We start from the raw sequence: 26,799 nt of genomic DNA, 5'->3' as shown, positions 1-26,799 counted from the left end.
GAACTCCCCTTGTATCGTTATCCCCAAAATGATTTACAGAATTTTACCCACCCCTACCCTGTAGAAGCTTCTCAGATTAATTTTAATTTATTTATCGATACTCTATATTATTAACACTTCTTTCTTCTTACACTCCGTTTAAATCGGTCATGTTCTTTATTATGGCAGTCTAAACATAGCGCTTTTAGGTTATAATAATCTAATCTTTGTTCCCAACCTTCAACAGTTTGTATTGGTTTTATATGATGTACTTCACTCGCAATAGCTCCACACTCCTCACATCTATATCCTTTATCAGCCATATACTTAGGTGCTAATTTAAATTTCCAATCAGGGCTATTATAGAACTTAATATACTTAGGATCTCTTTTGTTATTATATTTTCTATTAGCTCTCTTACTATTCTTTACTTTAGCTTCTTCTCTTTCATTCTCTACTATATCTTTACATTTATCACAATATGTTTTTGGGTATAGCACTGGCTCCTTGCACCTTGAACATAGTTTAGTAATCATATTAATATCCTTTCAAATAAAAATAACCTATCCAAATTAGGATAAGTTATTTAATATATCTTTAAAGCCTTTACTTAATGCTATTAGCCCAACTCCAACTAAAGCTACTAGTATACCAAATATACTTGCTGGTATCGCTAACAGTAATCCAACAATTATAAATATAATACCTGATGTCTTATATACTTTATAGTTTAGCTTCAATCGTTTTATATCTTTCTCTGAATAAGTTCTAGTATTTGTTTCTCTTATTTCTTCGTAACCTTTTACTTTATTGTTATTAATTATATTACTACTCTTCGTATAAGATAGTCCTGTATTTCCTAATCCAACTGTTGTTGTCTTTCTTCCATTTGAATTAACTGATACTCTTGCACCTTTTACTCCTGCACTTAATCCTACACTTTTCTTGCTTACATTAAGTTTTACTCCGCCTCCAAGATTTATACTTTTTCTAAATCTAAATCCCACTTATTTACCTCCTAGATAAATATAAAATATTATATCCAAATATTACCATAAGTATTGTTATTTTTATAGTCATAAAGTAACATATCTAATAGTGTGTTACGTTTGTTTTGCAACTCTATATTGATGTGTATACCTAAGTAATATCAATAGTTTTAATATTATCTATTTACTATGATTTCTTAACGATTGTAACATACTCTTTTTATGTTACGTTTATGATAAATAAATAATTAAAAGTATCTAAATGTCTTGTATGCTCTATCCATTCTATCTTGATCTATACCGATATAATGAAGTGTTATAGCTGGACTTGAATGATTAAATATCTTTTGTAGTAATGCTATATCTTTAGTCTGTTTATAATAGTGATATCCAAAAGTCTTCCTCATACTGTGACATCCAAGATATGGAACATTAAACATATCTCCTAGCTCCTTTAGTATCTCATATGCCCTTTTTCTCGTTATTGGCCTATTATAATTATTTCTCGATTTAATTAAAAATTCATCTGTATCTTTTTCTTCTACATACTCTCTAATGGCTCGTCTTAGGATTGGGTTAATCTCAATGAACTTCTGCTTTGATGTTTTTTGTTCTCTTAATACTAACTGTCTTTTATCCTTTACATCATAAATTCTTAGCTTGAGTATATCTGATATTCTAAGTCCTGTATAAATTCCTACTAAAAATAAAATATAGTTACGTTCATTTGTTTTTTTAAGATATGAACACATATTTTCTAGTGTATCTAAGTCTCTTATTGGCTCAACAAAGTTCATTTCTTTTCTCCTTTACATAGAAAAAGGAGCATCCGTTGAAATGCTCCTTCTCCACATAGTGTGTAGTTGTAATTGGTTGAGTTACCCTTGTTTTATTAAGTTTTTTAAGGAACATTTGTTGATAATGATTCCTCCAAGTCTTTCATGATATAATATTAGCACCTTATTTATAACGTATGTGTAACATATTCATAACACTTTTATAACATCTACGCTATTTCAACGCTTTGAAACTTATATTCTACTATTTTTTCTAATGCCGAATCATGCCACCTTTTTGCAGTTGTATGAGAACAACACATATCCTTGCCTATTTTTTCATATGATGTCCTATTGTTTGTAATATCTAAGTATCTCCTATTTAATACTTCAAATTCATAATCATCTAATAATACTAAGTAACCCCTATATTCTTTTAGTTTATGTTTCGCATAGTCTATATTACTTTCTAAAGTATTTAATCTTGTTTCGTCCCTTGCTAATATATCATCTATTGTTACAACTGATGGCGATCCAATAGCTAAACTGAATCCTCCATCTTTATAAGCGCTCATCTTCTCTTTTAATACTTCTATTTCAATCTCCCAAGCTTTTATTTTTTTTAGATTTTTTCTTAATTTTTCTAACTCTTTTTCTATTATCTTTATCATCTTATACTCCCCCTTCCTTATGTATAAAAATAACTTATATTTTCATATAAGCTATTTAGTAAGTTCAAGAAATTTTAATTCTTAGTTACATACTTCTATTTTTATATTGTTTACTTTATCTAATTATGTATTTATTGAGTCTATTGTTGTATTACTTAAATTTTTTTAAGTATTCTTTCATTTCTTCTTTACTTAACTTATAGGTTTTAACTTTACTATGATGTTCCTTTTCGTAATCATACTTTAGTTCACCATCATATTGTCTCCAGTTCCATGTTTTTACATTTGTATCTTTTTTTATAAAATTTTCTGTAAGTTTCATTTTATCTACCTCGCAAATTATTATTTTATTCGCTTATATTTTTATTTTACCATTCTTTTAGTAATAAACCTAATTCAGTAAGGTCCTTCATTCTAGTTAATTCTTTATTACTTATTTTTAGCTTATAATTACCGAGGTCATTTACTTTTAAATTTATTTCTATATTTACGTTATTATCATCACAATAACTATATAAACATACATCTTTTAACTCATTTATGTTATCTGCTATACTCATAACTAAATCGTTGTTTTATAGGCACCTACTTAAATATACGTAGGTGCCTTTTTTATTACAAGATAATTATAATTATCTTATTTGGTGTAGTTCCCAATCTATAAGAAATTCAGCAAGTGCAGTTTCAGAAGTATAATTTTTATTATTAACTCCTTTCCATTCTGTATTTGTCCAGCTTAAATTATATTCATCCATAGTTCTTATTAAAGTTAATCTGAACACATCTGAATAATTCCCAGATCCAAAATCTGTTCTAGGTCTTTTTATTGCTAGTAATACTTTTGGTGAAAATCCTCCTACTATTAATGATGATAAATCATTATCAAGTGTTAGATTATTTAATCCTGTATTTGAGTATCTACTTCTCATAAATAGTTGATTCCCATATACAGGATTCCAAGAATCTCTATCATATCCTTGTTTATCTTTATTAAAGCTTACATTCCAAAATGATTTATTTAAAGTATTTTCTTTTAAAATTGTTTGATAATCAGGCTGTTTATAAGATATTGTTTTAGATACAGTATAATTACCAGTAACACCGCCACCACCTTCAACACTTCCACCATCACTTGAAGATCCTTTTATATCGATACTTCCACCGATAGAATATCCCATAGTTTCAGAAACATTGATAGTCTCTATAGTATTTATTGGTGCACACTTCAATATATTTGCTCTAGAATTATCTCTATCTATTAAATCAGCATCTATTGAATATACTGAAGGCCAAATCATTTTACCCCACCAGTAATCACCTGTTTTTACCATTCCAGATGGTATAAATGATCCTTCTGTTGATAATAATAGTGTTAATTGATTATCCTTAGGATCATCAATAAAAGTTCCATCAAGTACTACCTTAAATTTATTACTAAAGCTATAAACTTTAGAAGACGTATACGTTTTAATTTGATCACTCATAAATCTATTACCTCCTATATATTTTTAATGTGAGAGTTATCCTCACACTAAAAATATATGTCATATATAACAAAATAGTTCCATTTCTAACTATTCTCGAAATATTTCGACAAATTTACGCCAAAATATTTATACTCTTAATGGTAAAAATTGTAGGTTTAGGAAAATCAATTTTAAAATTATGTATTTTCTTATATATATATTTTCTTATATAAATTACTTCTTCCAATACATAGCTTTTATCCTTGTAACGGTCTTTTCTCTTTCTTGTTGAATCATATGTGCTTTCCTGACTCTTAAATCATCGTTTTATCTTCTATAAGTTACTACTGTAAAGGATTGACCACACTCTTTACATATCCCCTCAAGTCCTCTACCAGTTTCTTTTAACCTAACCCACTCTTCACACTCTGGGCACTGTGATTCATACTTACATTCCTTACTCATTGTTACTTTCAGCGACCTAGTTTCCATATCTCAAAATCTCCCTTTCATTACCTAAAATAAATCTTTATGTATTTGTTTATACTCTTTAAGTCTTATTTTCTTCCTAATAGTTATTTCTTCTAACGTTGTATTTAAAGCTCTATATAAATTCACTATAGGTGTAAGTACAATAGTTAATAAGACTATAATAATAAGCCCAAAAATCAAGTTATCCATCTAATATCCACCTCTAAAATATGTTTTTTATTCTGCAAAATGTCTTGCATACTTGGCTACTTCTAATTTACCTTGCCAAAATGCTAGCTCTTTTTGTAACTTGCTCTTTTCTCTAGTATTATTAGTTTTAGTTAAGAGTTTATTTGTTATTGACATTTCGTTTTTACAAGTAACTATTAATGTATCTAGCATTGCTTTTAGATTTTCTAATTTCTCTCTATCACTCATATATACACCACCTCTAAAGTTCTGTACTACATAATAAATAAGGTTTTTCAAAGTCACCATTTTTTACTATTTGTTCTTCCATAGTTATACATTTCCAAACCTGTCCAAAACTCCATTGTATACTACCAATATACTCTTTAGTATTTAGCTCATCTAAATCCCCCAATTGTTTAATTGCATTTTCATCTGCATGTATCCACATGCCACCTTTAACGGACACTTCTTCTATATCAACATCTTCAAATCCATACTCTTCTTCATACCATTTTTTAGTATCTTCAAGATTCCATTTTGATGCTATAAACTCACTATCATATATTTTATAAACTTTTATTTTTTCTATCTCCATAACAATCTCCTCCATCTAACTAAATACTGATTTTATTTACTCTTCATTATTATATTTTTTCGCATGCTGAGCAATCTGTTTCAATTAGTCTAATTTCTTCCGCAGTATCTTATTCTACCAGGTAATCCTTACCACCTAAATTCATATAAGTTAGAAATTCTTTATATTTTCTATTTAATTTTTACATTGTTTTCATACCCCCTCAACTTAACCTAATTTCTTTTGTTCTTCTACTACTAATCTATCTAAGTATTGACTAAGAGCAACTACTACTTCATCATTACCAAACTCACTATATAATTCTGCTAACGCATCTTTCAAAATTTCCATTTTTAATCCCCCTTAGAGTTTATTTCTCTTGCTGCTATTAAATATGCTTCATACAAACTCATATTTTTATTTTCTTTTCTTAAATCTTCCGCTCTTACTTTTAATTCTTCTGCTGCTTCTAAAATTGACATCTATATTCCACCTTTAGCTTTCATAATTGTTGCACAAATATCACAACTTATAATATTAATATTTTCTTTCACTATATATAAATAGGCTTGTCCACATTTTCTACATTCGAATTTCTTTAACACGCATCTAGACTTATTTTTTAAAGAGCCTGTGATTAAGTTCTCTGCCTTTAAATTCAACTATATACTCACTCCATTCTCCATTTTCTTCATAGCTGCACATTTCAATAATTCGACTTGCCGTAGCCTCATTTATTTTTAGTAATCCATCTTTATCAAGCTCTGTTGTTATAATCATTGCTTTATTATTGTTATATCTATAATTGACTATATCTTGTACTATTCTTTGAGTTGCTGGAGATACATCCCCCTTGTATAAATCGTCAATAAAAAGAACAGTTACATTTCTATATTTATCTAATGTTTTTGTGAAATCTTCTTGATCTAACTGATTAAATTTCATTCTTGCTATTTCATTTACAAAGTCTGCATATCTTACACCTACACTTTTAAGTAGTACACTACACGTAGCTATGGCCAGATGTGTTTTCCCACTACCTACTTGCCCTGCTAATAGTAGGCACTTCATTTTATCAAAACTTTTTATATATTTTAAACAAGTTTCAACTGCATTTTTCCTTTGAAAATTATTAACTTTATAGTTATTAAATTTATTTTTATCAAATCTATAACTAAGCCCACTTTTTTCAATTCTTTCTTTAGCCAATCTTTGTTCTCTACATTCGCACCATTTAACTGCATTATCTTTTGTTATTGTATACTCTTTATCTTCACATTTTGGACAGTTATATTTCACTGATATCAATTCCATATTTTCCTGCAAGTTCTTTGACATCCACTTCTTCTTTATATCCTGAATCCAATTTTGATTCGTTATTTGTTGAATCTTTTCCATAACTATTTCCTCCAAAACTATTATCTTTTACCTTATTTTGGTTTATACTATTACTACGTGAATTTTTATTTTTATATATGTTTGTGTGCTCAATTAATTGGGCACTATTTTTTATTCCTTTTTCTATCCAGTTATTTAATATTTTAAATAAATATCTTATATCTCTAATGTTTGCTCCTACCATTTCATCAATAGCACTTATAATCACTTCATGTTCCATATCATCATCTAAGTAACTTAAAAGTTTTATTATGTGATTAGGAGTTATTACTCCCACGTATTTTTGATAGTAATTTATTATTAGTTTGTTTATTTCATTATTTAGTTTATATTTATTATTTAGTAGTTTCGGGTTTTCCGATTCTCGGTTTTTCCGACTTTCGGTTTCTCCGATTTTCGGATTTTCCGATTCTCGGTCATCAATATAATTAACATCTTCTATAGGCAATTCATATACCTCATAATCAAATCCACCTATAAACTTTCCAGATTCTTTATCTTGTCTTGCATATCTTTTTATATATCCATTTTTTATAAGTTCATTTATAGCACTAGATGTAGAATCTCTTCCATCCTTACTTCTTTTTCTTAAATCCTCAATGTATATCTGCCAATCATCTGGCAAACTTAGTAAATATGAATGAAGTCCTTTAGCCTTCCATGAAATTCTTTCATCCTTCAAACATGCTTTGTTTAACATAACATAAGGGTTATTCTTATCCTTTACAACTCTCACTACTGCCATTTTTGTCCTCCTATGCATCTAAAAGACTATCTCTAGATGTTTTTACCTTTATAGTTGTATTATCAAATCTATTGAAGAACTCAGCCTTTATTTTTTCATTTGATATATTAAGACAGTTCATATAATAGTTATCATGTAAGCTTAAGTTTCTACAAATAGTAGATAAAGTTCCAATATCTACTATAGGATCTTCGTTACTTATATAAAATCTTGGAACAGAGAAAGTCAGCTCTATGTCTTTGTTTTCTTCTTTATTCTTATATCTGTAAGTTGCTTCTACATATCTAGATTTGTCTAAGTCTGCTTTTATTAATTTAAATTTACTATGTGCCTTTATTCCTATAAAAGCATCTGCTATTATTTCTATCGCATTATTTTTTATCATATGTACATTCCTCACTAAATTAATTTTATTAAAACTTATTTTTTAGCTTTTTATATGCCTTTAAAGTGCTAAACATTTTATCTAAATCACTTATATACTTATATTCTTTTATAAATTCTTGTAATATTTTAATATCCATTTTACTCCCACCTTGTCCTAATTTTCTCATTGAGAGCATTGCTATTTAGTAGCAACACTTTTCTCTTTCTTATCTTTTTCAATTGATTTTTCTAAGGCTTTCATTAAAGCTTGTATCCACTCTGGAGACTTTTCTTCTTTTAGGACTTTCGCTACTGCAAAACACATTCTATCTTGAAATTCATCCATATTTTCTTCTAATGGATAATTGCAAATAACTTTGAATTCTCGTTTTTTTTCTTTTCTTGCCATACCACATCCCCCCTTACTATTTCTTATGAGTATTAAATTTTGTCCTATTCCTAAATAAAATTATTTATATACAAATATCTTGTTCTATTTCATCAAGTAATCTCTTTATTATGTAATCCTGACCTTTACCAGTAACTCTAGTAGTTCTATGAGTAAAAGTCCCCTTTGAACCTCTTGATATACTCTCACTTACTTCAAACAATCCTCTTTCAACTGCTCTTTGACTTGGTTCTGTTTTACCTTTTAATATAAGTCCCCAAGATCTAAGCTTTTCCCACAATCGTCTTTCCCCTATTATCAGTTGATCTCTTGATATAACTTTTGCTAATTCTCTTACTAATATAGTATTTTGTGATTGTGCTATTTGATTTAAATACCTATCTTTTGATTCAACCTCATAAGTAAGTTGTTGTACTTGTTGCTCTCTTTGAGCAAGTAATGCATCTTTTTGCTCAATAGTTCTTTTTGAAATCATTAAAGCTTTTGCCATTATAGTCTTTTCATCATCTTCTTGAGTTATTGGTATATATCCACCAGTTTGTCTTATTTGTGGCAATACCTCATCAAATACCCAACCTTCAAACCTTTCAGAATTTGGTAATTTAGATTTTGAAATAAGTCTGTATATATCTCCTTCTGGTATTACATTAACTTCTTGTCTACGACCTAACGAATCGTTAGTCCATATTTTTTTAACTTTTTTACAATGATCTTTTATAGCTTTATGAGGATTAGCATATCCTAAACTCTTCGCTATATCTGTAGCTATTACATATAACTCATTATTAATTTCTAATGCTCTTATTTCTCCAAATTCAAAATTCCTAAATTTTATTAATTTACTCATGTTATACCTCCTTTTTACAACCATCATTATTTATAATTTATTTTAAAATGATTTGCTAATTTGCATTAAAACTTTATATAATCTATCTTCTGTTAGAAACCACTTTTCTCTTTTTAACCTGAGTGCGATAATATCACCTCCAGCTTTCCATCATTATCTACACATTTTATGATTATAAATTTTTTGACTTCTTATTTTTAGGAACTAATTGTTCTTTTTATTCGCAAAAAAAATTTCATCTAATGTTGCATCTAATATAATGGATATTTTCTTTGCTAAAAATATACCAGGATTTCTTTTTCCTCTTTCTATCATAGATATATAATCTTTTGTAACTCCTGTCTTTTTTGCTAGTTCTACTTGAGTTATATTTTTTCTAGTTCTATATAGCTTTAAATTGCTTCTGAACATTTGAGCCTCCCTTTTAGAACTTACTGTTCTTTTTATATTTATTATATTATAGAACTAATTGTTCTTTGTCAATCTTTTTTAAGAATGTTTTGTTCCTTTATTTTTTGTTAGTTTCTATTTATAGAACAATATGTTATATTTATTTTGTAAATAGAACATATTGTTTATTTTTAATAGGAGGTAAAATAATACATGTTTGGAGATAGATTAAAATTATTAAGAAAAAATTCTGGTCATACACAAAAGGAGCTAGGAGAAAAACTAAATGTTTCTGGTAGAGTAATCGGATACTACGAATCAAATGACCGATTTCCAGATAAAGATACTCTTACATCTATAGCTGATTTTTTTGATGTGTCCCTAGATTATCTTCTTGGAAGAACAGATGTAAAGAATAGTAATAACAAGCTTCATATAGAAAATGAAAAAGATGTTGAAGAACTTCTTGAAGAAACCATGAGCCAAATACTTGACCAAAAAGGTCTGATGCTTAATGGAGAAATAATTGACGATAATGACCTTATACTTTTAAGAAATGCTATAAAAAATGGTATTGAGTATGCTAAGAGTATGAAGTCTAAAAAATAAGGGGTTGTAGTTTTATGGGGAGAATAAAAAATATAGCAGATAATCTAGCAAATAAATATAAAACTCGCAATCCATATGAATTATGTAAGCTTTTAAATATACCTGTACTTTTTGAACCATTAGGAAATATTAAAGGACTTTTTCAAAATGTTTTAGGTACACCTATAATACATTTAAATAATAGTTTTTCAAAGGATGAACTTAAGCCAGTTTTAGCTCATGAGCTTGGACATGCTTTATTACATAAAGAATTTAATGTATGTTTTTTGAGTAATTATACTTTTTGTATTACTGATAAATATGAAAATGAGGCAAACAACTTCGCTGCTCATCTATTAATAACAGATGAAGATTTAAATAAATTTTCTACTGGATATGAATATATAACTATAGGTCAGCTAAGTGGTTACTTTAGTGTTCCAGAAGAATTTATTATGTACAAAATTAGGGAGTAAATTAATAAATATTTTATCTAGTTAAATAATTTAACATTTGCAAGTTCTAGATGAACTTCTAATGTATAAATCTAATTCTATATATAACATTTTAAGTGGGGTAATATGAAAATAGGAGTTAGAAAACCAAGTATAAAAAATCAATATCCTCAAGAACAACTGTATAAGCCAAAAGAACTATAAAAAAAGATGTAGTCACCTACATCTTTTTTTCACTTAATTAGCATATTCTAGTTGAATCTTTCTCATATTTATCCATCCAAATACTGCTAGTATTCCTATAACAGCTGAGAAGATTACATAAGGTAAAAATAATATTCCACTTACAAAATACAATATCATTGCTGTTAATCCAGCCCATGCTTTATTCGTTATAACTGCAACTATTGAGAATATAGCTGCTATCGCCACACAGGCCATATGAGGCATAACTAAAGTTGCTGCAATTGATGCCCCTAATGTTTGTGCTGCATCAGATGAGTTCCCTATAGCTCCTGAGAAATAAGCTACAAGATAAACTGAATATAATATACCTAAAACCATACTTGTTATTAATACTTTACTTTTTTTCATATATTTATTACCCCCTACATCCTACGATTATTCCAAATAATACTATATCATATCGTCAATGTCTTATTTAGTCATTTTATGTTGTCGTTTAATTTACAATTATAGACTATATCTATATATTTCGCATTTATTCATATATAAAATAATTTATATGTATGTAAAGTTATTATATAAATTAATTATAAATCCATAATAATTTTATATAATTCGTAATTTATAAAATATTTTTTATAAGTTTTTCTCAAATTTATTCTATATAAACATATATCAAATTTAAATTAGTTGAAAATTATAAAACATACCAAAAAGACTAGGCTTCAATTTTCCTATTCTTTTCATTTTTTTAATATTTCCATTTATATATTTAATTAAAAAAATTAATTCTATATATTAAAATTCTCTAATACTAATTCAGAGCATTATAATCTTTAATTCATTACTCTAATATCACTAATATCGATTTTTTTCCTTATTACTTTAAAATATTTAGGTTTGTATTTATAGACATTTTTTCTTTATTTAATTTTATAATTTAACAAATATATAATATCTGAAAGGAGATTGGAAATATGCAAATGATACCTATATCTTCAGGTGGGATAGTCTCTATTGGATACGATAGAAACTCTAGAATTTTAAGAGTTGAATCAAAATCTTCTAATATATTTGATTTCTATAACGTACCTACACATATCTATATTAATTTTTTATCATCTCCAAATAAGACTAAATATTTTCACTCATCTGTTAGAGGTCGTTACAAAGTTCGTAAAATAAAAAAAGACTAGGTTAATACCTAGGCTTTTTATTTTGATAAAAATACACTTTTTAATATACTTAATATTTCAGATGCAATCTCAACATTTGATTTCATATTCTCCTTAGTAATAATAAAATCTGCTGTGACATCTGTAACTACTTCCGTAACATCTTTTACATTCTCACTTATTTCATTGAAATTATCCACTACATCAGGTAATTTATTCAATGAATTATGTATATTACTAGAATTATTCGAAACTAAATCATTTAAGTCTTTTATAAATTTATTCATATTACTTAAAGTAAATATCAAATAAACTAAAGCTATACATCCTAATATAGAGGCCACTATGTATATCACATTTACATCTATATACATAATTAAGCATCTACCTTTTCTTCTATACTACCTTCTAGTAATAATATCTTCTCTTCTATAATTTCTTCATTTTCTGTATTGTTTTTCTTTTTATCTATATACTCTTTTATTCTATTTTTAGATTCTATTATATTGATTTTTTCATTGATTATACCTTTTGCTTCATATGCTTTATTATTTACTTTCGATGCAACCTTATTTGATACTTCTTTGATATCTTTTCTTGTTTCCTTGCCTGATTTAGGAGCTAGAATTATACCACCTATTGCTCCGGTCAACATTCCTGCTACTACCCCCATTGTGGCTACTTTTATATTTTTAGTTCTTATTTCTCTTTGTTTAAGTTTTCTTTTCTCTTCTATTTTTTTGGATAAATTCATATTTTCCAACTCCTTAATTGATTTTTAATTTTACTAATAATATCATCTTTTTTTACATTATATTCTATTTTTTTTAACTTTTATTAAATTGAAATATAAAAATACTAGATAGTTCTAGTCTTTTTCATTCGTATTATTTTCTATTTTTATGGTATTAGTACTTATATTATTGTATATCTTTTTGTCTTTTAAGAATCCAATTTCGAAATATAGTACAAAAGAAAATATAGATGTATAAATTAATATAATTGATATTGATTTATAATATTTTCTTTCTAATGCGAATTTCATAGATTTATAGATAACTAACGGTAAGATCATAAGCAGAAACGATATAATAATATACTCTAAACTATACTCACTATGAATTATAATTTTTACACAAACAGAATAATAATAAATCATAAAAGGTACAATTAAAATTAAAAGTAAATGTTTATAATTTCTCTTTATTCATTTTGTCAACGACCTCCCATAGTTAATATATAGTTTTAAAACAATATTTTAACGTATTTTTATTTATCTTTTTCTAAGTATCTTTCAATCGCTTTATTTCTCTCTATTAAATCATCTATTATCTTATCTAGTTCTTTTAATATACAATAGTGTTTATAACATTTTTCTAGCAATTTTATAACTATAAAAATGTATATTAGTACTAATACATAAATCATCATTTAACCTCATTTACTTTTTTTACTTTTAAAATTAAAATTTATACATTGAAATAAATTATCTTAATTATTTGTTTCAATAATATTATCATAATTATAAAATCTATACTCTTTTTTATATAACCCATTATTTTTATGAATATTTTACTTATATTATCGTTTTATTATTGATATATATTATATTTTGCTATAATTTATAATTGAAAGGGGTGTAAAAATGAAAATAGCAATATACTCAAGAAAATCAGTATTCACTGGTAAAGGTGAATCAATAGAAAACCAAATACAATTATGTAAAGATTATATAAAGCTTCACTATCCTAATGTAACTGATATAAAAATATATGAAGATGAAGGATTTAGTGGAGGATCTACAAATAGACCAAAATTTCAAGAGATGATGAATTCAGCAAAATTAAAAGAGTTTGATATGATGCTTTGTTATAGATTAGATAGAGTTAGTAGAAATATAGGAGACTTCGCAAATTTAATTGATGATTTACAAAAACATAATATAGCTTTTGTATCTATCAAAGAACAATTTGATACCTCTACTCCAATGGGAAGAGCTATGATGTATATATCAAGTGTTTTTGCTCAACTTGAAAGAGAAACTATAGCTGAAAGAGTTAAAGATAACATGCTTGAACTTGCAAAAAGTGGTAGATGGCTAGGTGGTATGCCTCCACTTGGTTTTGATTCTGAAAGTATAACTTATATAGATGAAGAAATGAAAGAACGTAAAATGGCTAAACTTATAGTAAATAAAAAAGAAATGAATTTAGTAAAAATTATATATAATAAGTATCTAGAACTAGGTTCTATCAATCAAGTAGTAGCTTATCTACAAGAAGGAAAATATAAAAGTAAAAGAGATAAATATTTTACAGCTTCTACAGTCTCTAAAATCCTATCTAATCCTGTTTATGTTAAAAATAATGTTAATGTATTAGAATACTTAAGAAACAAGGGTATGCTTGTCACAGGAGATAAAGAAGGATATGGTATACTTACCTATAACAAAAGAGATAATGCATTTAATAAAAGAGATGTTAGCGAATGGATTGCAGCTGTAGCTAAACATAAAGGAATAATTGATGCTGATAAATGGTTGCTAGTCCAAAATACGTTGCTAAAAAACAAGGATAAAAATAAAACAATGAGATTAGGTACTTCAAGTAAAGGAATTCTATCTGGACTTATTAGATGTGCTAATTGTGGCTCTCCTATGAGAGTTTCATATGGTCGAAATCACCATTACTATGCTTGTACTTTAGCTATTACATCAAAGAGATCCCTTTGTGATAATCCAAATGTCAAAGGTATTGATATTGAACAAGCTGTAGTTGATAACATCATGAATTTAGATAAAACTAAATTATTAGGTAAACTTGCTTTAGATGATGCATCTATAACAGATAATAAAAGTTTATTAAAAAGTCTGGAAAGCGAAATAAAAAATAAAAGAAATCAATTAAACAATCTTATAGATAAGTTAGCAGATTTTAATTCTGATGTTACTCAAATTCTTAAAGATAAAATAAATGATATTACATCAGATATTAAAGACTTAGAATCTAAATATAACTATATATTAGATGATATTAATAATACAAATAATAGTATTAAAAATATTGGAATTGTATTAAATGCTTTAGATGAGTTTAAAACACATTATAACAAAATTGATGATATTAAAAAGAAAAAGTTTATGTTAGGACTGATAATAGATACTCTTACATGGGATGGAAATACAGAAGAGATTGAAATGAATTTTTGGGGAAGTAAAAAAAAAGAGTAGATGATCCTACTCTTCCTAATCTTTCCAAACTGTCGCAATACTATAAACTTAGCATGACCTGTATCAATTAATACTATATTATCAGCAAAAGCAGGTAATGCATATTGTTGACATACTTTTATATCAAGCTTTTCTTCATTTTTTAACTCTTGTGGAAGTGGAATTACTGCACAACCTTTTTCATTTAATTCATTTTGAATTTCGTCACTTAAAGATTCTTTTAATAATTTCATAGAGCCACTAAATGCACCATAGTCTCCATTATTTCTTCTACCTATCATATCTTCAACACCACATCTACTAGTTATACTAACTCTTCCACCAAAAGATGGACATCTTAATACACACATAGCACATCCATTACCGTATTTTTCACAATTGCCCATAGGACCTGACGAACCTGTTGTTTCTACAAAAGCATCCGCATCAATTTTTTCTCCACTTTCAAGTACTATAGTTTTTAATTTTTTGTCTTCCATATATGCATCTACTACTCTAGCAAAGAATTTTATTTCTATTCCCATATCTAAAATTCTTTGTCTTATTGGTTTTTCTATTTGAGTTACATTATATATAGTTGCGTGTTTATGACCTGGGAAATCTATATTAGTATGTGTTGCATACTTATCTGTAAGTTCAAACAGCTCTGTTGCTCCTAACGCTATAGCTTCTTCCGCTGCTGTAAATCTCCCATTATTTCTCATTATTCCACCAACATTACCAAGACCTAATAATAAATCTGTTCTTTCTAGTATAATAACATCAGCTCCGGCTTTTTTAGCAGATATGGCAGCTGCACACCCTGACCATCCGCCTCCTATAACAACTACTTTAGCCATTTTATTCCCCCCTAATAAATTAGATAGTTTTTAAGTATTCTCTACTATCAACTTGTGCTTTACACGTTTTAACTCTCTCTCCATTTATATTTATAGTACATGCACCACAAATGCCTTCTCCACAGCATATTAGATTATTATTTGAGATAGCTAGCTTAATATTTTCATCAATACTATCTACAAGCTCCATAATATATTTACTAAATTTAGCTGATCCTCCACTATAAACAAACTCTGAATTATTTCTTCTGATATAATCGATTAAAAAGTCTTTATCTTCATATAAGTCTATACTTTGTATATTTACTCCTAGATTTATTATTTTATCTATGACTACATCTAATACACTAGCCTTATTGTTAATAAATACTTCTACTTTATTATGGTTTCTTAATAGTCTTTTTATTACGTTAATAGAGTTAACCTGTGATAGTCCATTTAAAACTACTACACAATTTGCATGTGAATTAGTTTTTATCTCTTTTATCCCAAAAATCCCATTAAAATATGGTGCTTTTACCCATACTTCATCAAAGCTTATAATAGATTTTGTTTTTATCCCTACTGGCTTAATAACAACTTCTAATATACCCCTTTCTAAATCTACATCCATAACTGAGATAGGTGTATTAAATATTTGGTTATCCTTGTCCTTACTTTTTAGCAATACATATGCACCTGGACTACACAAATCATTTGTTAAATATTTTGGCACTTGTATTTTAATCCAAAAAGTATTGTTTTCTACCTCTTTAGTTTCAATGATTTGGCATAGTACTTCTTTTCTTTCATTGACAGATACGTTTTTGCTGTGTTGTAATTGATTATAGATACATACCCCTTGCCACTTACAGTCGCAAGTTCTGCACCCTTGTATCAAACTACATTTTATACAATCTCCTGAATAGGCAAGATGACATGGACAGTATTTCCCACCTGCATCAGCGCATATTTGATTATTGGCTTTTTTCAACTTATCCACTTCCTTAAAATGATATTTATAATTGTCTTAAACTGTATACTATTAATTTATTATTTTAAGGATAATTTGTTACACTAGTAATTTTATTTACTACTTCTATTTTATTTTTATAAAAAATATACTTTAATATATAAAGAACTTATATACCTATTTGGGTTGTTGTGAATATAATCTATATAAATACTTGTTAATAGGAGCGAATTTTATGGTTGAGAATACCTTCTTTTTTTCAAAGGAACATTTAATTGTACTTTTAATTTTTGCTATATTTTTATATTTTTCTCCAAGACTTACTAGAAATTTATTACCTCATAGTTATATTGTTGAAAAAATAATTTGCGGTTTAATAATTTTAGAAATAGTATTTGAGCAGGTCTCTATTGTTTCTATGGGAGGTTATGATGTTTTTACATCTTTACCAATTGGGCTCAGTAGATTTTGTGCATATATTTGTATAGCTATTTTATTTTTTAAGCAATACCAATTATTCAATATATTCTTCTCTTGGAGCATAGTTTGTGCTGTTGGAGAGTTGATATTTTTCCCTGATTTAGGGTATAGATTCCCTAATATTTTATATTATTTAGATATATTCGCTAAGTTCATACTTATTTATGCTAATGTTTATTTAATGGAAGTTAGAAAGTTTAAGGTAAGTAATACCGCTATAAAAGAAAATTTAATGATGTGTGTGGCTTATTTTTCATTTATATTTATTTTAAATACTGTTACTGCATCTCATTATTCTTATAGTTTTTCAAATTTTAATATATTAAGTATTTTAATCTTTATGTTGGTTACAACTATTGTTTATATACCATCACTTATATTTGATAATGATAATAAAATATATAATTTGAAAAAAAGGAAATAAAAAAAAGCTCGCTGATGATGGCGAGCTGATTGTTTTTATTTTCAATTTTGAATGTAAGAAGAAAATAAAAATCTTAGGCTAATTAAATTATAACATACCTTGGAACGATTCTAAATCTATTTTTTTATGTTAGCTAAGTAATAAAGAGTTCTTACCCCTTCTCCTGTTGCTCCTTTAGATTTATATCCTAATGATTTAGCGCTTTCGCTTGTTCCTGCTATGTCTACATGTAACCATGGAGTATTTCCTACAAACTCTCCTACAAACAGTCCTGCTGTTATGCATCCACCTTCTCTTCCAGCACTATTTTTTAAGTCTGCTTCACTACCTTTTATTAAGCTTTTATACTCATCAAATACAGGAAGTCTCCATATTTTTTCTCCTGATAGTTTACTTGCTTTTTCTAATTCATTATAAAAATCATCATTATTTGTTATAACTCCACTAGCAACAGTTCCTAATGCTACTATAGCTGCACCTGTTAAAGTTGCTATATCTAATATACTTGTAACTTTTTCATTATTTACAATATAATAAACTGCATCTGCTAATGTAAGTCTTCCTTCTGCATCTGTGTTTAATACTTCTATAGTCTTTTTACCCATAGAGTTTATTATGTCTCCTGGCTTATAAGCTTTACCTGATATAGCATTTTCACAAGCTGCTACAACTGCTACAACATTTTTATCTATCTTATCCTTAGCTATCGCACACATCGCACCTATAACACTTGCTGCTCCACCCATATCAGTTTTCATATTTACCATAGAACTTGTTGGTTTTATAGAATATCCGCCTGTATCAAATGTTAATCCTTTACCTACTAATCCTAATATTTCTTTATCTTCTTTATTTGGTATATATCTCATAACTATAAATCTAGGTTTCTTTTCTGAGCCTTTAGCTACTGATAAAAATGCTTCCATACCTAATGCTTTTATTTTTTCTTCTTCATAAACTTCAACTTCAAATCCATATTCATTTCCTAATTTAATAGCTTCATTCGCTAAAGTTTCTGGATATATTACATTTGCAGGTTCATTAACTAAATCTCTAGCTACTATAGTAGCTTTAGCTAATAATTCTCCTTTTTCTATAGCCTTAGATACATCTTCTTTTGTATAAAGATTTATAGTATCGATTACTTTTGCTTTATGATTAGTTTTATATTTTTTAAATTCATAATCTCCAAGGATTATACCTTCTACTAATGCATAAGCTCCTTCTTCACATAAATCACCACTTAATACATCTACATTAATAGCTTCATCTTTTATCATAGATTTTAATTTTTTAGCTAAATTACCGCCTACAACTCTAATCTTTTCATTGTCTAATTCTTCTATTTCCCCTAGTCCAACTAAACACACTTTTATTATTTTGCCTTCAACAAAAGCTTTTACAGTTTCTATTTTATTGTATTTTCCCTTAAAGTCACTTACTATTAAATTTAATTCATTAAAACCAGTTTCAACTTTTTCATTTAAAAATGAAGTTATTACTACTATGTTTTCATTTAATCTTTCTAAGTTTGTGTTAATATTTTTAAAATTCATAAAACCCCTCCTATTTTTTATACTCTTTATTTATATGTAAAAAGCTACCTGTTAATGGTAGCTTACATTAATTGTCTAAAGAAATTTATCTAAAGAAAATCTTTCATTATACTATTTGCTTCTTTTACTGCAGCAAATAATCTATGTTTTTCCTCTTCATCTAAAGTTTCTATTCTTATGTCTATAATAGATAAAAACTTTTCTATTTCTATATCTAGTAAATTACGACCTTCTTTTGTTAATCCATAAAAAGTATTTCTTCTATCTTTGGTATCCTCTTCTCTATATACATACCCTTGATCAACTAGTTTATTCATTAAAATACATAAACTAGATGTAGATACATGAAGATCTCTACTTAAATTTTTTAACTCGATTTTATCATAGCTCATCATGCTTCCTAGAGCAAGAAACTGCTTATCTGTTAAGATATCATCCAGCTTATGTCTTTCTTGGTTTAAAATTTTAATCAAATTAGTAAAGTCTTGTATACTTTCCATAATTAGAATAGAAATCTCTCTATTGTTCATAGGATTTCCCCCCATTCTATAGTCTCGTCTATTATTAATTTATTCAGTATAAGAGTACTACTTAGAAGTACTACTTAAGTATAATTAATAATTGTCTAATGTAATTATACTATATTAATGATACATTATCCATTTTAATTATTTTGTCCTAAATTATTAATTAAAAAATATATAAAATTATAATTTTTTTTAATTTTGACTTCATGGCTTTTATAGCAGAAAATATAATATTTTTTATTAATATTTTATACTAATATTTCTATTTTATTCTTATTTTTTCTTCATTTATACTCATAAATTTTATTCGAAGTACAAGTAGTACACCTGCCCCTATAATGTTACCTAAAGTAAACCAAAATAAATTTTTTAATACTAACTTTATTGGTAAGCTTCAAAAAAATATAGATTGCTTAAATAAAAACAGTATAAAATTAATAATTTCTAAAATATAAAAAAACTACCTATAAATATTTATAGGTAGTTTTTTTATATTTTAGGCTTCTTAGGTTGTTTATTCTTATTATCATCAGAATTATTTTTAGATAACTTTTGAATTTTTTCAATAACTCTTGGAGTAACTGTAAGTATATTATCAACTAAGTTTATATTACTATCTAAACTCATAAGTCTTGTTTCGCCATTTTCTACTACTACAAAAGCCACTGGTTGTACAGAAATTGCACCTGCACTACCTCCAGCAAAATTTGTATCATTTTTATCTTCTATCTTTTCATTATCTTTATTATTTTGATCATAACCTTTTGAATATTCTCCTCCACCTATACCAAAACCAACTGTAATTTTTGATATTGGAACTACTACTGTTGTATCAGTTTGTATAGGATCACCTACTATAGTATTTGCATCTATAGAACCATTTATAGTCTCAAGAGTTGTTTCCATAAGACTTTTTATTGAACCTGTTGCTCTCATTATTACCATCCTCCATATTCTCTTTATCATTTTTATAAATTTTATATCCAGCCCTTGCTACTGTTACTAAATCTCTAACAGTAGGTTTTGCATGCACTTTCATATCTGCTTTTAAATAATTATTAGTGAAGTTTGGTGTTACCCCCAGATATATTTTATCAGCATCTACAATATTGGCTACGTTTCCATAAATAACATTTATTAAAACATATATAAATGTAGTGAAGTTAATAATCTCACTTCCAAACTCAATTTTTGAATAAACTTCATGTATTTTTATTTTCTTAAAAAGCCTATAAAGAGTTAAGTAATCTCTACTCAATAAACTTCCTATTCTTTTTTCCTTTCCTTTCTTTTTATTAGAACTACTACTTTTTCCTTTGTTACTCGGTGGGTAAAGTTGCTTATCTATATTGATCAAATTGAATAGATATTTTATATTAATTTTAATACTTATATCTTCATTTCGTATTTTTGATGAAATTATTATGTGTAATGATGATCTTAAAGTTATTATAATAAGACCTACAATTAAAAATAATATTATTAATAGTAAAAAACTTAAATCAAATATTCCATTATATCTCATATTCCTATTATTTTCTAAAAGATAATTATCTATACTTTTTATTTAAAACTTATTATTTTAATATTTATAATTAAGTATAAAAATAAAAAAATAGACTAGGATAATATCCTAGTCTGTTACAATATGTTCTTTTAATACTTCTTTAATACTAGATACAAAATTTTTAGATGCTCCAAAGTCCATAAATAAAAGTCCTACTGAACCTTCCGTAGATACAGCTTTAACCTTCGTTCAAGCTAATATATGATTTTCTTATATTTACTATAGATTTTTTATTTGATCTATAAAATCTTCAGTTTGGACCTTTTTTAACGCCCTTGATGTAGTTATAATAATTATACTTGATAAAATTGCTACTATCATTACAATAGCCATGACAAAAGAAAAATTAATTAATTTAATATTTTCAAAGTCTTTTATTATTATACTTCTAACTATTAAACTAGGTATTATTGATATAATAAAACTAACTACAATATATACCATTGACTCTAATTTAACTATTTTCTTTATTTCATCTTTTGATATCCCTATTCCTCTAAATAATGCAAATTCTCTACTTCTACTATTTATACTAGTAGCTATAGTGTTACAACAGTTAAATAATGATAAAATGATTATAACTCCAGCCACTAATATCATAATCATAGCTTTTTGATTATCACTCTTTTCAAGTTCAGCTGATTCACTTTTATATGGTGTCAAGATACCTTTGCCTGATTTTTCTACTATTTTATTTAATTCTCTCTCAACGTGTTTATCATTGGCAAGCTTACTAGTCCACACATCAAATCTTTCATATGATGAAATACCTGTAAATTTATTCATTTGATTTACTGATATAACAGCTTCAAAGCTTGTGCCTCCACCTTGAGAAAATATTGGTAAATGCTTAATAATACCTCCAACAATAAACTCTTTAGAAATTGTTTCTTTATAGTTTCCTGTTTTAGAATCTACAGTATCAAAGTTTACATTAACTTTATCTCCCATTTTTATATTAATTGACTCGCATGTTGCATTATTTATATATATATATGGTTCTTTATTCAATTTACTTAAATTCTCTTTTCCTCCTATTAATACATCATTTAATACCTCGGTATCTTCAATGCCTAAAACTTCAAAATTATTTTTATATACTTTCACACCATTTTTTATTTCAGCATTTTGTTCAAGATTAGACTTCTCCATTTTCCAGTATTCTGATTTTTTATTTATATTATTATCATCAGTTTTTATATTAAAATGCTTGTCTCTCAATGCATTTACTTTTTTAACTCCATCTATATGTTCTATCTCTTTTAATATTTTTGAATCATAGCTTTTTTCATTTTGTATTGTAGATGATGGGTCAATATTTTGAATAGAATACTCTCCTGGTATCCATAGCCTCATTCCACCAGAATCTAAAAAATTACTAGTAGACTTTGTGTATACCGTTGCCATTAAGAAAATTACTAGCGTCATTGATGCTATAGCTAAGCTAGTACGTTTTTTATTTCTTTGAAGATTTTTTGATGCTATATTTCCATAGTCTTTAAAAGATTTAGTCATAAATTTATTTATAAGTGATTTTTGATTTATATTAATTTTTTCTTGATTTCTTCTCATACAAATAATAGGATCAATTTTAATTGATAGTATTAGCGGTTTTAATAATGATATTATTATAGTTAAAACACTTAATAAAATAGTAATTACATATGTATTTATATAGCTTTTACTTTTAATTGAATTTGCATAACTAACATCATATATTACACCTATAACATACTCCCTAGATGAATTAGATATTAAGTAACCTAAAATTAATCCTATTGGAATGCTTATAACAGAGTATATAAACACTTCTAAAATCATTATCTTAGAAATATCTTTTGGCTCAAATCCTAGTGCCCTTAGTGTCCCAAAGTCTTTTGTTCTATTTGATACCAATGTATAGAAGATATTATATATCAATAATATAGTAGCTAATGCAAGAATTATATTAATTATAATATATGGTATTTTCAAACTTAAGCTATCAGACATAGCTAATATTAATGGATTATTTAATCTCATATTATTTTTATTTAAGTTTTCATCTTCAACAAGTTTTTCAACTTGTTTTGGTATGTTTTTATCTTTCTTAAATGTAAACATAACTTGGTTATATTTATTATCATCAGGTATATTTTTAATAGTACATTCTTTGCTTATAACCCCAAGAGACATTCCTTGAGCTTTTAAAAGTGGATTACTTTGTAAAATTCCTACAATTTTAAACTCTTTTTCTCCAGTATATGACTCATGTCCATTTTCATCTGGTTTACTATAATCTAATTTTATAGTTTTACCTATTGAATTTTTTATGTTATTTTGCTCAATATACCATGTATCTACTGCAATTTCATTTTCATTAGTTGGAAATTTTCCTTTTTGTAATTTATAGCTATTACTTACCTCTTGAGCAATTTTATCATCCCATAATATTTGTAGCGTTTGTCCATTTCCTATATCATGAAGCCCTAATAACATTGATTTTCCAATTTTATCTATGCTAGGATTATTTTCTATATTCTTTATATCTTTATTAGTTGGATTATAATATGATGCATGGTGTATTCCTAATTCTTTTTTGGCTTGATCTATCATTAAGTTTCTAGCATCTTCGCTTATTATATTCATTACTAAAAACAGTGCAGTTGAAATTATAATACTTATAATTATCAATAATGTATTTTTCTTATTTTCTATTATATATCTTTTCACTATATCATTAAGTTTCATAATTTCACCTACTCTCTTATAAATCCATCTTCAATTTTTATAATTTTATCTGCATATTTTGCAATATCCATATTATGAGTTATCATTATTATCGTTTGATTATATTTTTTCTGAGATTCTTTTAATAGATTTAAAACTTCACTTTCTGTTTTTGTGTCTAGATTACCAGTAGGCTCATCCGCAAATATAATTGATGGTTTATTTACAAGAGCTCTTCCTATTGCCACTCTTTGTTGTTGACCACCTGATAGTTGGTTTGGTAGATGAGTTTTTCTATCTTTTATACTAAGTAGTTCCATTAATTCATTAACATAATTATCATCTTTATTATTTGTATTTATAGTTGGTAGCTTTATATTTTCTTCTACTGTTAAAACTGGGATTAAATTATATGATTGAAATATTAACCCTATTTTTTCCTTACGCAAAAGCGATCTTTGCTTTTTATTAAGTGATAAAATATTCATATTATCTATAATCACATCTCCACTTGTCGCTGTTTCAAGTCCTGCCATTATATGAAGCAATGTACTTTTGCCACTTCCACTTTTGCCTACTATTACAACGAATTCACCTTTATTTATTTCTAAATTTATATTATTTAATGCTTTTACTTCTGTTTCTTCTTTTCCATATATCTTAGTTAAGTCTTTTATTTTTAAAATTGCCATAATATATTCTCCTATTTATATTCTAAAAAAGGATGCTATCTTAACAAGCGCTTGGTTAGATAATTTCACTAAATTCATCCATTCAACACTTAAAAGATAACATCCTATATTTATTTTTTCAATTATATAGCTCCAACTGGGTTTGTTTTGTACCCAACTGGGCTATTTTTTATTAAAGGTATATAAATAGTCATTATAAATTTATTTTCAAATACATCTGTTTCAACATTCCCATCATATTTCTCTACTGAATTTTTTATACTACTTATACCTATACCATGTAAAAATAAATCTTTTTTATCAGTTATAAATTTATTATTTTTAAAGTTTATATTATTAACTTTTGTATTTTCACATTTAATTACAAAGAATTTATTTACAACAGTACCTCTAAGTTTAATTTTTCTTTCTATATATGTATTATTAATTTTATTACATGCTTCTATTGCATTATCTAACATATTTGAAAATATGCTACACACATCTAGCATATCTATAAAGTCACAATGAGAAAATTTAATATCTACAATAAAATCTATATTATTTTTATGACATATAGATTTTTTATCACTTAAAATAGTATCAAGTATCATATTTTCAGTATTAAATGATAAATAACATTGTTCAAGTTGTTTATTCATATTTTTTATATAATCACTACTTCCATGGATATTTTCTATACATATCATATGATTTTTCATATCATGATATAGACTTTTCACTCTTAGTTGAGATTCCTTTAAGTTTAAATAGTATGCGTATTGTCTATCCATATTTTCTTTTATAACTTTATTTTCTAGCCTTAACCTATTATCCTTTATTACTCTATTAATTATATCTATGGAAAATATACTTGATAGTAATATTATTGCTGATATTACTATAATTATTGTATCTAAGGTGAAATTACTAAATCCATATGAATCTCTATATACTAGTCCAAAAATAACTAGTGTACATATTACATTAGATATTATAGAAATAAATATATATACATAATCTTTTTTTCTAATTTCTGATTTTAAATTAATAACCTTAATTATAGGTATCATTGATAATAATAATACTTTAGATAAAACTACTATATCTAACCTTATTAAACTGATATTATAAATAAATTCATACTCTAATTTAGTAATTAAAGTAAATTTTTCATAAAGTATAAATATCAGTGCATAACTTGAAGCATAAAATATTCTTACTATAATCCAATAAAAAATACTTACTCCTAATCCTTTTAATTTACTTACTTTATAATTAAATATATAAAAAATATATGTAATTATAATAGCTATAAACATAATAAAATTAGGATTAATCTCTTTTATCATTATGATTATAAGTATAGTTGCAACTATTAATAAGTATAAGTTTAAAACTAATTTAGACTTTTTTAGCTCTCCAAATTCACCTAGTATAAATTTTAATACAGATAATTCTATAACTATAGATAATATGCTTATAATTATCCAAAATAAATGAGTTTCTAACATAATACATCACCTAAAGTATGAGTTAGCTTTGTTTTTAAATTACTAATCCTATGTTTACTAACTGGAATATCATCATCATTAATACTGACTGTATTTTTAGATATGTATTGAATGTGATTTATATTAATTAGATAACTTTTATGACATCTAAAAAAATTATATTTTTCAAGTTCTTTTTCAATTTTATCCATACTATTTTTCGTATAATACGTTTTATCTATTGTATGTATAGTTAATTCTTTTTTCATAACTTCTATATATGTAATACTGCTTATTGAGACCTTAGTTATACTCCCCTTATTTTCTATGATTATAAAGTTTTCTCTCTTTTTTATAATATCAGAAACACAATTTAATATATGCTTGTTTAATTCTTCATAATTTATAGGTTTTAATAAATATCTGTATGCTCTAACCTCGTAACCATCTTGAATGTAATCTATTAGTGAAGTTGTAAATATTATTTCAGATATATCATTTTTTTCTCTAATTACTTTAGCTACATCCATTCCGCTTATGTTATCCATTTGAATATCTAAAAAAAATATATCAATTCCATATAGATTTGTATTTATTAAATCTTCTCCTCAACTAAATTCTATTAATTCTATTTGATTAGAAATTTTTTTGAAAATTTTTGATATATAATTCCTT

39 protein-coding genes and 1 pseudogene are annotated in these 26,799 nt (G+C 26.2%); 5 read left to right on the top strand and 35 right to left on the bottom strand.

The genetic code is table 11. The features are described from left to right. Positions 1 to 110 precede the first annotated feature (110 nt). From JNUCC81_RS04825 to JNUCC81_RS04730, 20 genes are all read right to left on the bottom strand, one after another. On the bottom strand, positions 111 to 515 hold the full coding sequence (locus JNUCC81_RS04825) for an HNH endonuclease (RefSeq protein WP_454095537.1): 405 nt from the start codon (positions 513 to 515) through the stop codon (positions 111 to 113). Positions 516 to 551: 36 nt separating this feature from the next. Beyond that, entirely contained in the window at positions 552 to 986 is a 435-nt protein-coding gene (locus JNUCC81_RS04820; RefSeq protein ID WP_454095536.1) for a DUF4236 domain-containing protein, read from the bottom strand. Positions 987 to 1,216: 230 nt separating this feature from the next. Beyond that, positions 1,217 to 1,765, bottom strand: coding sequence for a site-specific integrase (locus JNUCC81_RS04815; protein WP_454095535.1), 549 nt, complete (start codon positions 1,763 to 1,765; stop codon positions 1,217 to 1,219). 209 nt (positions 1,766 to 1,974) lie between these two features. After that, positions 1,975 to 2,415: a hypothetical protein gene (locus tag JNUCC81_RS04810; protein WP_454095534.1), complete on the bottom strand. Its 441-nt coding sequence runs from the start codon at positions 2,413 to 2,415 to the stop codon at positions 1,975 to 1,977. 151 nt (positions 2,416 to 2,566) lie between these two features. Then, positions 2,567 to 2,737 (bottom strand): hypothetical protein, encoded by a 171-nt coding sequence (locus JNUCC81_RS04805; RefSeq protein WP_454095533.1) that lies wholly within the window; start codon positions 2,735 to 2,737, stop codon positions 2,567 to 2,569. A 310-nt stretch (positions 2,738 to 3,047) separates the two neighbouring features. After that, positions 3,048 to 3,899, bottom strand: a complete 852-nt coding sequence (locus JNUCC81_RS04800; RefSeq protein ID WP_454095532.1) for a leukocidin family pore-forming toxin — start codon at positions 3,897 to 3,899, stop codon at positions 3,048 to 3,050. A 309-nt stretch (positions 3,900 to 4,208) separates the two neighbouring features. Continuing rightward, on the bottom strand, positions 4,209 to 4,373 hold the full coding sequence (locus JNUCC81_RS04795) for a hypothetical protein (protein WP_454095531.1): 165 nt from the start codon (positions 4,371 to 4,373) through the stop codon (positions 4,209 to 4,211). A 24-nt stretch (positions 4,374 to 4,397) separates the two neighbouring features. Continuing rightward, a complete protein-coding gene (locus JNUCC81_RS04790) occupies positions 4,398 to 4,562 on the bottom strand; it encodes a hypothetical protein (RefSeq protein ID WP_454093589.1) in 165 nt (54 codons plus the stop codon). 27 nt (positions 4,563 to 4,589) lie between these two features. Then, a complete protein-coding gene (locus JNUCC81_RS04785) occupies positions 4,590 to 4,790 on the bottom strand; it encodes a hypothetical protein (RefSeq protein ID WP_454093590.1) in 201 nt (66 codons plus the stop codon). Between the two features lie 13 nt (positions 4,791 to 4,803). Then, positions 4,804 to 5,139 carry a hypothetical protein gene (locus JNUCC81_RS04780; protein ID WP_454095530.1) on the bottom strand — a complete coding sequence of 112 codons (336 nt, stop codon included), beginning with the start codon at positions 5,137 to 5,139 and terminating at the stop codon, positions 4,804 to 4,806. Between the two features lie 207 nt (positions 5,140 to 5,346). After that, positions 5,347 to 5,469: a hypothetical protein gene (locus JNUCC81_RS04775; protein WP_454095529.1), complete on the bottom strand. Its 123-nt coding sequence runs from the start codon at positions 5,467 to 5,469 to the stop codon at positions 5,347 to 5,349. Between the two features lie 2 nt (positions 5,470 to 5,471). Continuing rightward, on the bottom strand, positions 5,472 to 5,600 hold the full coding sequence (locus JNUCC81_RS04770; protein ID WP_454095528.1) for a hypothetical protein: 129 nt from the start codon (positions 5,598 to 5,600) through the stop codon (positions 5,472 to 5,474). Then, a complete protein-coding gene (locus JNUCC81_RS04765; protein WP_454095527.1) occupies positions 5,601 to 5,723 on the bottom strand; it encodes a hypothetical protein in 123 nt (40 codons plus the stop codon). 10 nt (positions 5,724 to 5,733) lie between these two features. Then, positions 5,734 to 6,432, bottom strand: coding sequence for an ATP-binding protein (locus JNUCC81_RS04760; protein WP_454095526.1), 699 nt, complete (start codon positions 6,430 to 6,432; stop codon positions 5,734 to 5,736). Continuing rightward, positions 6,407 to 7,261, bottom strand: a complete 855-nt coding sequence (locus tag JNUCC81_RS04755) for a DnaD domain protein (RefSeq protein ID WP_454095525.1) — start codon at positions 7,259 to 7,261, stop codon at positions 6,407 to 6,409. Before JNUCC81_RS04755 ends, JNUCC81_RS04760 begins: the two co-directional genes overlap by 26 nt. Positions 7,262 to 7,271: 10 nt before the next feature. After that, positions 7,272 to 7,646, bottom strand: a complete 375-nt coding sequence (locus JNUCC81_RS04750; protein ID WP_454095524.1) for a hypothetical protein — start codon at positions 7,644 to 7,646, stop codon at positions 7,272 to 7,274. Positions 7,647 to 7,674: 28 nt separating this feature from the next. After that, positions 7,675 to 7,815, bottom strand: coding sequence for a hypothetical protein (locus JNUCC81_RS04745; RefSeq protein ID WP_454095523.1), 141 nt, complete (start codon positions 7,813 to 7,815; stop codon positions 7,675 to 7,677). Between the two features lie 11 nt (positions 7,816 to 7,826). Then, entirely contained in the window at positions 7,827 to 8,036 is a 210-nt protein-coding gene (locus tag JNUCC81_RS04740) for a hypothetical protein (protein ID WP_454095522.1), read from the bottom strand. Positions 8,037 to 8,100: 64 nt separating this feature from the next. Then, positions 8,101 to 8,883, bottom strand: a complete 783-nt coding sequence (locus JNUCC81_RS04735; RefSeq protein WP_454095521.1) for a phage antirepressor — start codon at positions 8,881 to 8,883, stop codon at positions 8,101 to 8,103. Between the two features lie 204 nt (positions 8,884 to 9,087). Beyond that, positions 9,088 to 9,294, bottom strand: coding sequence for a helix-turn-helix transcriptional regulator (locus JNUCC81_RS04730; RefSeq protein WP_454095520.1), 207 nt, complete (start codon positions 9,292 to 9,294; stop codon positions 9,088 to 9,090). A 192-nt stretch (positions 9,295 to 9,486) separates the two neighbouring features. On the opposite strand from JNUCC81_RS04730, the gene JNUCC81_RS04725 reads away from it, so the two are divergent. Together JNUCC81_RS04725 and JNUCC81_RS04720 are read left to right on the top strand one after the other, a co-directional pair. Continuing rightward, the gene (locus JNUCC81_RS04725; RefSeq protein ID WP_454095519.1) at positions 9,487 to 9,882 is read left to right on the top strand and encodes a helix-turn-helix domain-containing protein; all 396 of its coding nucleotides are present in this window, start codon (positions 9,487 to 9,489) and stop codon (positions 9,880 to 9,882) included. 14 nt (positions 9,883 to 9,896) lie between these two features. Continuing rightward, a complete protein-coding gene (locus JNUCC81_RS04720) occupies positions 9,897 to 10,337 on the top strand; it encodes an ImmA/IrrE family metallo-endopeptidase (RefSeq protein ID WP_454095518.1) in 441 nt (146 codons plus the stop codon). 216 nt (positions 10,338 to 10,553) lie between these two features. Here JNUCC81_RS04720 and JNUCC81_RS04715 read toward each other — a convergent pair whose 3' ends face one another. Then, positions 10,554 to 10,910 (bottom strand): hypothetical protein, encoded by a 357-nt coding sequence (locus tag JNUCC81_RS04715; RefSeq protein WP_454095517.1) that lies wholly within the window; start codon positions 10,908 to 10,910, stop codon positions 10,554 to 10,556. A 569-nt stretch (positions 10,911 to 11,479) separates the two neighbouring features. Here JNUCC81_RS04715 and JNUCC81_RS04710 point away from each other — a divergent pair. Further along, positions 11,480 to 11,698 carry a KTSC domain-containing protein gene (locus tag JNUCC81_RS04710; protein ID WP_454095516.1) on the top strand — a complete coding sequence of 73 codons (219 nt, stop codon included), beginning with the start codon at positions 11,480 to 11,482 and terminating at the stop codon, positions 11,696 to 11,698. Between the two features lie 17 nt (positions 11,699 to 11,715). On the opposite strand, the gene JNUCC81_RS04705 is transcribed toward JNUCC81_RS04710, so the two are convergent. The 4 genes from JNUCC81_RS04705 to JNUCC81_RS04690 all read right to left on the bottom strand — a co-directional run bounded on the left by JNUCC81_RS04705 (position 11,716) and on the right by JNUCC81_RS04690 (position 13,108). Continuing rightward, on the bottom strand, positions 11,716 to 12,051 hold the full coding sequence (locus JNUCC81_RS04705; protein WP_454095515.1) for a hypothetical protein: 336 nt from the start codon (positions 12,049 to 12,051) through the stop codon (positions 11,716 to 11,718). A gap of 2 nt (positions 12,052 to 12,053) precedes the next feature. Then, positions 12,054 to 12,431 (bottom strand): YtxH domain-containing protein, encoded by a 378-nt coding sequence (locus tag JNUCC81_RS04700; RefSeq protein WP_454095514.1) that lies wholly within the window; start codon positions 12,429 to 12,431, stop codon positions 12,054 to 12,056. A gap of 114 nt (positions 12,432 to 12,545) precedes the next feature. Further along, positions 12,546 to 12,722 (bottom strand): hypothetical protein, encoded by a 177-nt coding sequence (locus JNUCC81_RS04695; protein ID WP_454095513.1) that lies wholly within the window; start codon positions 12,720 to 12,722, stop codon positions 12,546 to 12,548. 224 nt (positions 12,723 to 12,946) lie between these two features. Next, positions 12,947 to 13,108, bottom strand: a complete 162-nt coding sequence (locus tag JNUCC81_RS04690; protein ID WP_454095512.1) for a hypothetical protein — start codon at positions 13,106 to 13,108, stop codon at positions 12,947 to 12,949. Positions 13,109 to 13,322: 214 nt separating this feature from the next. On the opposite strand from JNUCC81_RS04690, the pseudogene JNUCC81_RS04685 reads away from it, so the two are divergent. Next, positions 13,323 to 14,402, top strand: a pseudogene (locus JNUCC81_RS04685) (recombinase family protein); the annotation flags it as partial. Between the two features lie 377 nt (positions 14,403 to 14,779). Here JNUCC81_RS04685 and JNUCC81_RS04680 read toward each other — a convergent pair. Both JNUCC81_RS04680 and JNUCC81_RS04675 read right to left on the bottom strand, forming a co-directional pair. Then, the gene (locus JNUCC81_RS04680) at positions 14,780 to 15,745 is read right to left on the bottom strand and encodes an FAD-dependent oxidoreductase (protein ID WP_454095511.1); all 966 of its coding nucleotides are present in this window, start codon (positions 15,743 to 15,745) and stop codon (positions 14,780 to 14,782) included. A 19-nt stretch (positions 15,746 to 15,764) separates the two neighbouring features. Then, entirely contained in the window at positions 15,765 to 16,727 is a 963-nt protein-coding gene (locus JNUCC81_RS04675) for a 2Fe-2S iron-sulfur cluster-binding protein (protein ID WP_454095510.1), read from the bottom strand. Between the two features lie 205 nt (positions 16,728 to 16,932). On the opposite strand from JNUCC81_RS04675, the gene JNUCC81_RS04670 reads away from it, so the two are divergent. Next, positions 16,933 to 17,601, top strand: a complete 669-nt coding sequence (locus JNUCC81_RS04670; RefSeq protein ID WP_454095509.1) for a TMEM164 family acyltransferase — start codon at positions 16,933 to 16,935, stop codon at positions 17,599 to 17,601. A gap of 116 nt (positions 17,602 to 17,717) precedes the next feature. Here JNUCC81_RS04670 and JNUCC81_RS04665 read toward each other — a convergent pair whose 3' ends face one another. From JNUCC81_RS04665 to JNUCC81_RS04630, 8 genes are all read right to left on the bottom strand, one after another. Beyond that, positions 17,718 to 19,157 (bottom strand): leucyl aminopeptidase, encoded by a 1,440-nt coding sequence (locus JNUCC81_RS04665; protein ID WP_454095508.1) that lies wholly within the window; start codon positions 19,155 to 19,157, stop codon positions 17,718 to 17,720. Between the two features lie 89 nt (positions 19,158 to 19,246). Then, positions 19,247 to 19,687, bottom strand: coding sequence for a MarR family winged helix-turn-helix transcriptional regulator (locus JNUCC81_RS04660; protein WP_454095507.1), 441 nt, complete (start codon positions 19,685 to 19,687; stop codon positions 19,247 to 19,249). 486 nt (positions 19,688 to 20,173) lie between these two features. Then, on the bottom strand, positions 20,174 to 20,620 hold the full coding sequence (locus JNUCC81_RS04655; RefSeq protein WP_454095506.1) for a spore germination protein GerW family protein: 447 nt from the start codon (positions 20,618 to 20,620) through the stop codon (positions 20,174 to 20,176). Then, entirely contained in the window at positions 20,574 to 21,209 is a 636-nt protein-coding gene (locus tag JNUCC81_RS04650) for a DUF2953 domain-containing protein (RefSeq protein ID WP_454095505.1), read from the bottom strand. The genes JNUCC81_RS04655 and JNUCC81_RS04650 overlap by 47 nt, the downstream gene beginning before the upstream one ends. A gap of 261 nt (positions 21,210 to 21,470) precedes the next feature. Then, a complete protein-coding gene (locus JNUCC81_RS04645; protein ID WP_454095504.1) occupies positions 21,471 to 23,981 on the bottom strand; it encodes an FtsX-like permease family protein in 2,511 nt (836 codons plus the stop codon). 8 nt (positions 23,982 to 23,989) lie between these two features. Further along, the gene (locus tag JNUCC81_RS04640; RefSeq protein WP_454095503.1) at positions 23,990 to 24,652 is read right to left on the bottom strand and encodes an ABC transporter ATP-binding protein; all 663 of its coding nucleotides are present in this window, start codon (positions 24,650 to 24,652) and stop codon (positions 23,990 to 23,992) included. 122 nt (positions 24,653 to 24,774) lie between these two features. Further along, entirely contained in the window at positions 24,775 to 26,145 is a 1,371-nt protein-coding gene (locus tag JNUCC81_RS04635) for a GHKL domain-containing protein (protein ID WP_454095502.1), read from the bottom strand. Then, positions 26,139 to 26,672 carry a LytR/AlgR family response regulator transcription factor gene (locus JNUCC81_RS04630; protein ID WP_454095501.1) on the bottom strand — a complete coding sequence of 178 codons (534 nt, stop codon included), beginning with the start codon at positions 26,670 to 26,672 and terminating at the stop codon, positions 26,139 to 26,141. Before JNUCC81_RS04630 ends, JNUCC81_RS04635 begins: the two co-directional genes overlap by 7 nt. Positions 26,673 to 26,799: the final 127 nt, after the last annotated feature.

Source organism: Faecalimicrobium sp. JNUCC 81, assembly GCF_053667625.1.
This window is presented reverse-complemented; position numbering and strand designations above follow the sequence as displayed.

Bases quoted from the DNA above. Each gene is read 5' to 3' on its own strand.
- JNUCC81_RS04825 (WP_454095537.1), bottom strand. From the start codon at position 515: ATGATTACTAAACTATGTTCAAGGTGCAAGGAGCCAGTGCTATACCCA.
- JNUCC81_RS04815 (WP_454095535.1), bottom strand. From the start codon at position 1,765: ATGAACTTTGTTGAGCCAATAAGAGACTTAGATACACTAGAAAATATG.
- JNUCC81_RS04810 (WP_454095534.1), bottom strand. From the start codon at position 2,415: ATGATAAAGATAATAGAAAAAGAGTTAGAAAAATTAAGAAAAAATCTA.
- JNUCC81_RS04805 (WP_454095533.1), bottom strand. From the start codon at position 2,737: ATGAAACTTACAGAAAATTTTATAAAAAAAGATACAAATGTAAAAACA.
- JNUCC81_RS04800 (WP_454095532.1), bottom strand. From the start codon at position 3,899: ATGAGTGATCAAATTAAAACGTATACGTCTTCTAAAGTTTATAGCTTT.
- JNUCC81_RS04795 (WP_454095531.1), bottom strand. From the start codon at position 4,373: ATGGAAACTAGGTCGCTGAAAGTAACAATGAGTAAGGAATGTAAGTAT.
- JNUCC81_RS04790 (WP_454093589.1), bottom strand. From the start codon at position 4,562: ATGGATAACTTGATTTTTGGGCTTATTATTATAGTCTTATTAACTATT.
- JNUCC81_RS04785 (WP_454093590.1), bottom strand. From the start codon at position 4,790: ATGAGTGATAGAGAGAAATTAGAAAATCTAAAAGCAATGCTAGATACA.
- JNUCC81_RS04780 (WP_454095530.1), bottom strand. From the start codon at position 5,139: ATGGAGATAGAAAAAATAAAAGTTTATAAAATATATGATAGTGAGTTT.
- JNUCC81_RS04775 (WP_454095529.1), bottom strand. From the start codon at position 5,469: ATGGAAATTTTGAAAGATGCGTTAGCAGAATTATATAGTGAGTTTGGT.
- JNUCC81_RS04770 (WP_454095528.1), bottom strand. From the start codon at position 5,600: ATGTCAATTTTAGAAGCAGCAGAAGAATTAAAAGTAAGAGCGGAAGAT.
- JNUCC81_RS04760 (WP_454095526.1), bottom strand. From the start codon at position 6,432: ATGGAATTGATATCAGTGAAATATAACTGTCCAAAATGTGAAGATAAA.
- JNUCC81_RS04755 (WP_454095525.1), bottom strand. From the start codon at position 7,261: ATGGCAGTAGTGAGAGTTGTAAAGGATAAGAATAACCCTTATGTTATG.
- JNUCC81_RS04750 (WP_454095524.1), bottom strand. From the start codon at position 7,646: ATGATAAAAAATAATGCGATAGAAATAATAGCAGATGCTTTTATAGGA.
- JNUCC81_RS04745 (WP_454095523.1), bottom strand. From the start codon at position 7,815: ATGAGAAAATTAGGACAAGGTGGGAGTAAAATGGATATTAAAATATTA.
- JNUCC81_RS04740 (WP_454095522.1), bottom strand. From the start codon at position 8,036: ATGGCAAGAAAAGAAAAAAAACGAGAATTCAAAGTTATTTGCAATTAT.
- JNUCC81_RS04735 (WP_454095521.1), bottom strand. From the start codon at position 8,883: ATGAGTAAATTAATAAAATTTAGGAATTTTGAATTTGGAGAAATAAGA.
- JNUCC81_RS04730 (WP_454095520.1), bottom strand. From the start codon at position 9,294: ATGTTCAGAAGCAATTTAAAGCTATATAGAACTAGAAAAAATATAACT.
- JNUCC81_RS04725 (WP_454095519.1), top strand. From the start codon at position 9,487: ATGTTTGGAGATAGATTAAAATTATTAAGAAAAAATTCTGGTCATACA.
- JNUCC81_RS04720 (WP_454095518.1), top strand. From the start codon at position 9,897: ATGGGGAGAATAAAAAATATAGCAGATAATCTAGCAAATAAATATAAA.
- JNUCC81_RS04715 (WP_454095517.1), bottom strand. From the start codon at position 10,910: ATGAAAAAAAGTAAAGTATTAATAACAAGTATGGTTTTAGGTATATTA.
- JNUCC81_RS04710 (WP_454095516.1), top strand. From the start codon at position 11,480: ATGCAAATGATACCTATATCTTCAGGTGGGATAGTCTCTATTGGATAC.
- JNUCC81_RS04705 (WP_454095515.1), bottom strand. From the start codon at position 12,051: ATGTATATAGATGTAAATGTGATATACATAGTGGCCTCTATATTAGGA.
- JNUCC81_RS04700 (WP_454095514.1), bottom strand. From the start codon at position 12,431: ATGAATTTATCCAAAAAAATAGAAGAGAAAAGAAAACTTAAACAAAGA.
- JNUCC81_RS04695 (WP_454095513.1), bottom strand. From the start codon at position 12,722: ATGAAATTCGCATTAGAAAGAAAATATTATAAATCAATATCAATTATA.
- JNUCC81_RS04690 (WP_454095512.1), bottom strand. From the start codon at position 13,108: ATGATGATTTATGTATTAGTACTAATATACATTTTTATAGTTATAAAA.
- JNUCC81_RS04680 (WP_454095511.1), bottom strand. From the start codon at position 15,745: ATGGCTAAAGTAGTTGTTATAGGAGGCGGATGGTCAGGGTGTGCAGCT.
- JNUCC81_RS04670 (WP_454095509.1), top strand. From the start codon at position 16,933: ATGGTTGAGAATACCTTCTTTTTTTCAAAGGAACATTTAATTGTACTT.
- JNUCC81_RS04665 (WP_454095508.1), bottom strand. From the start codon at position 19,157: ATGAATTTTAAAAATATTAACACAAACTTAGAAAGATTAAATGAAAAC.
- JNUCC81_RS04660 (WP_454095507.1), bottom strand. From the start codon at position 19,687: ATGAACAATAGAGAGATTTCTATTCTAATTATGGAAAGTATACAAGAC.
- JNUCC81_RS04655 (WP_454095506.1), bottom strand. From the start codon at position 20,620: ATGAGAGCAACAGGTTCAATAAAAAGTCTTATGGAAACAACTCTTGAG.
- JNUCC81_RS04650 (WP_454095505.1), bottom strand. From the start codon at position 21,209: ATGAGATATAATGGAATATTTGATTTAAGTTTTTTACTATTAATAATA.
- JNUCC81_RS04645 (WP_454095504.1), bottom strand. From the start codon at position 23,981: ATGAAACTTAATGATATAGTGAAAAGATATATAATAGAAAATAAGAAA.
- JNUCC81_RS04640 (WP_454095503.1), bottom strand. From the start codon at position 24,652: ATGGCAATTTTAAAAATAAAAGACTTAACTAAGATATATGGAAAAGAA.
- JNUCC81_RS04635 (WP_454095502.1), bottom strand. From the start codon at position 26,145: ATGTTAGAAACTCATTTATTTTGGATAATTATAAGCATATTATCTATA.
- JNUCC81_RS04630 (WP_454095501.1), bottom strand. From the start codon at position 26,672: ATGGATAACATAAGCGGAATGGATGTAGCTAAAGTAATTAGAGAAAAA.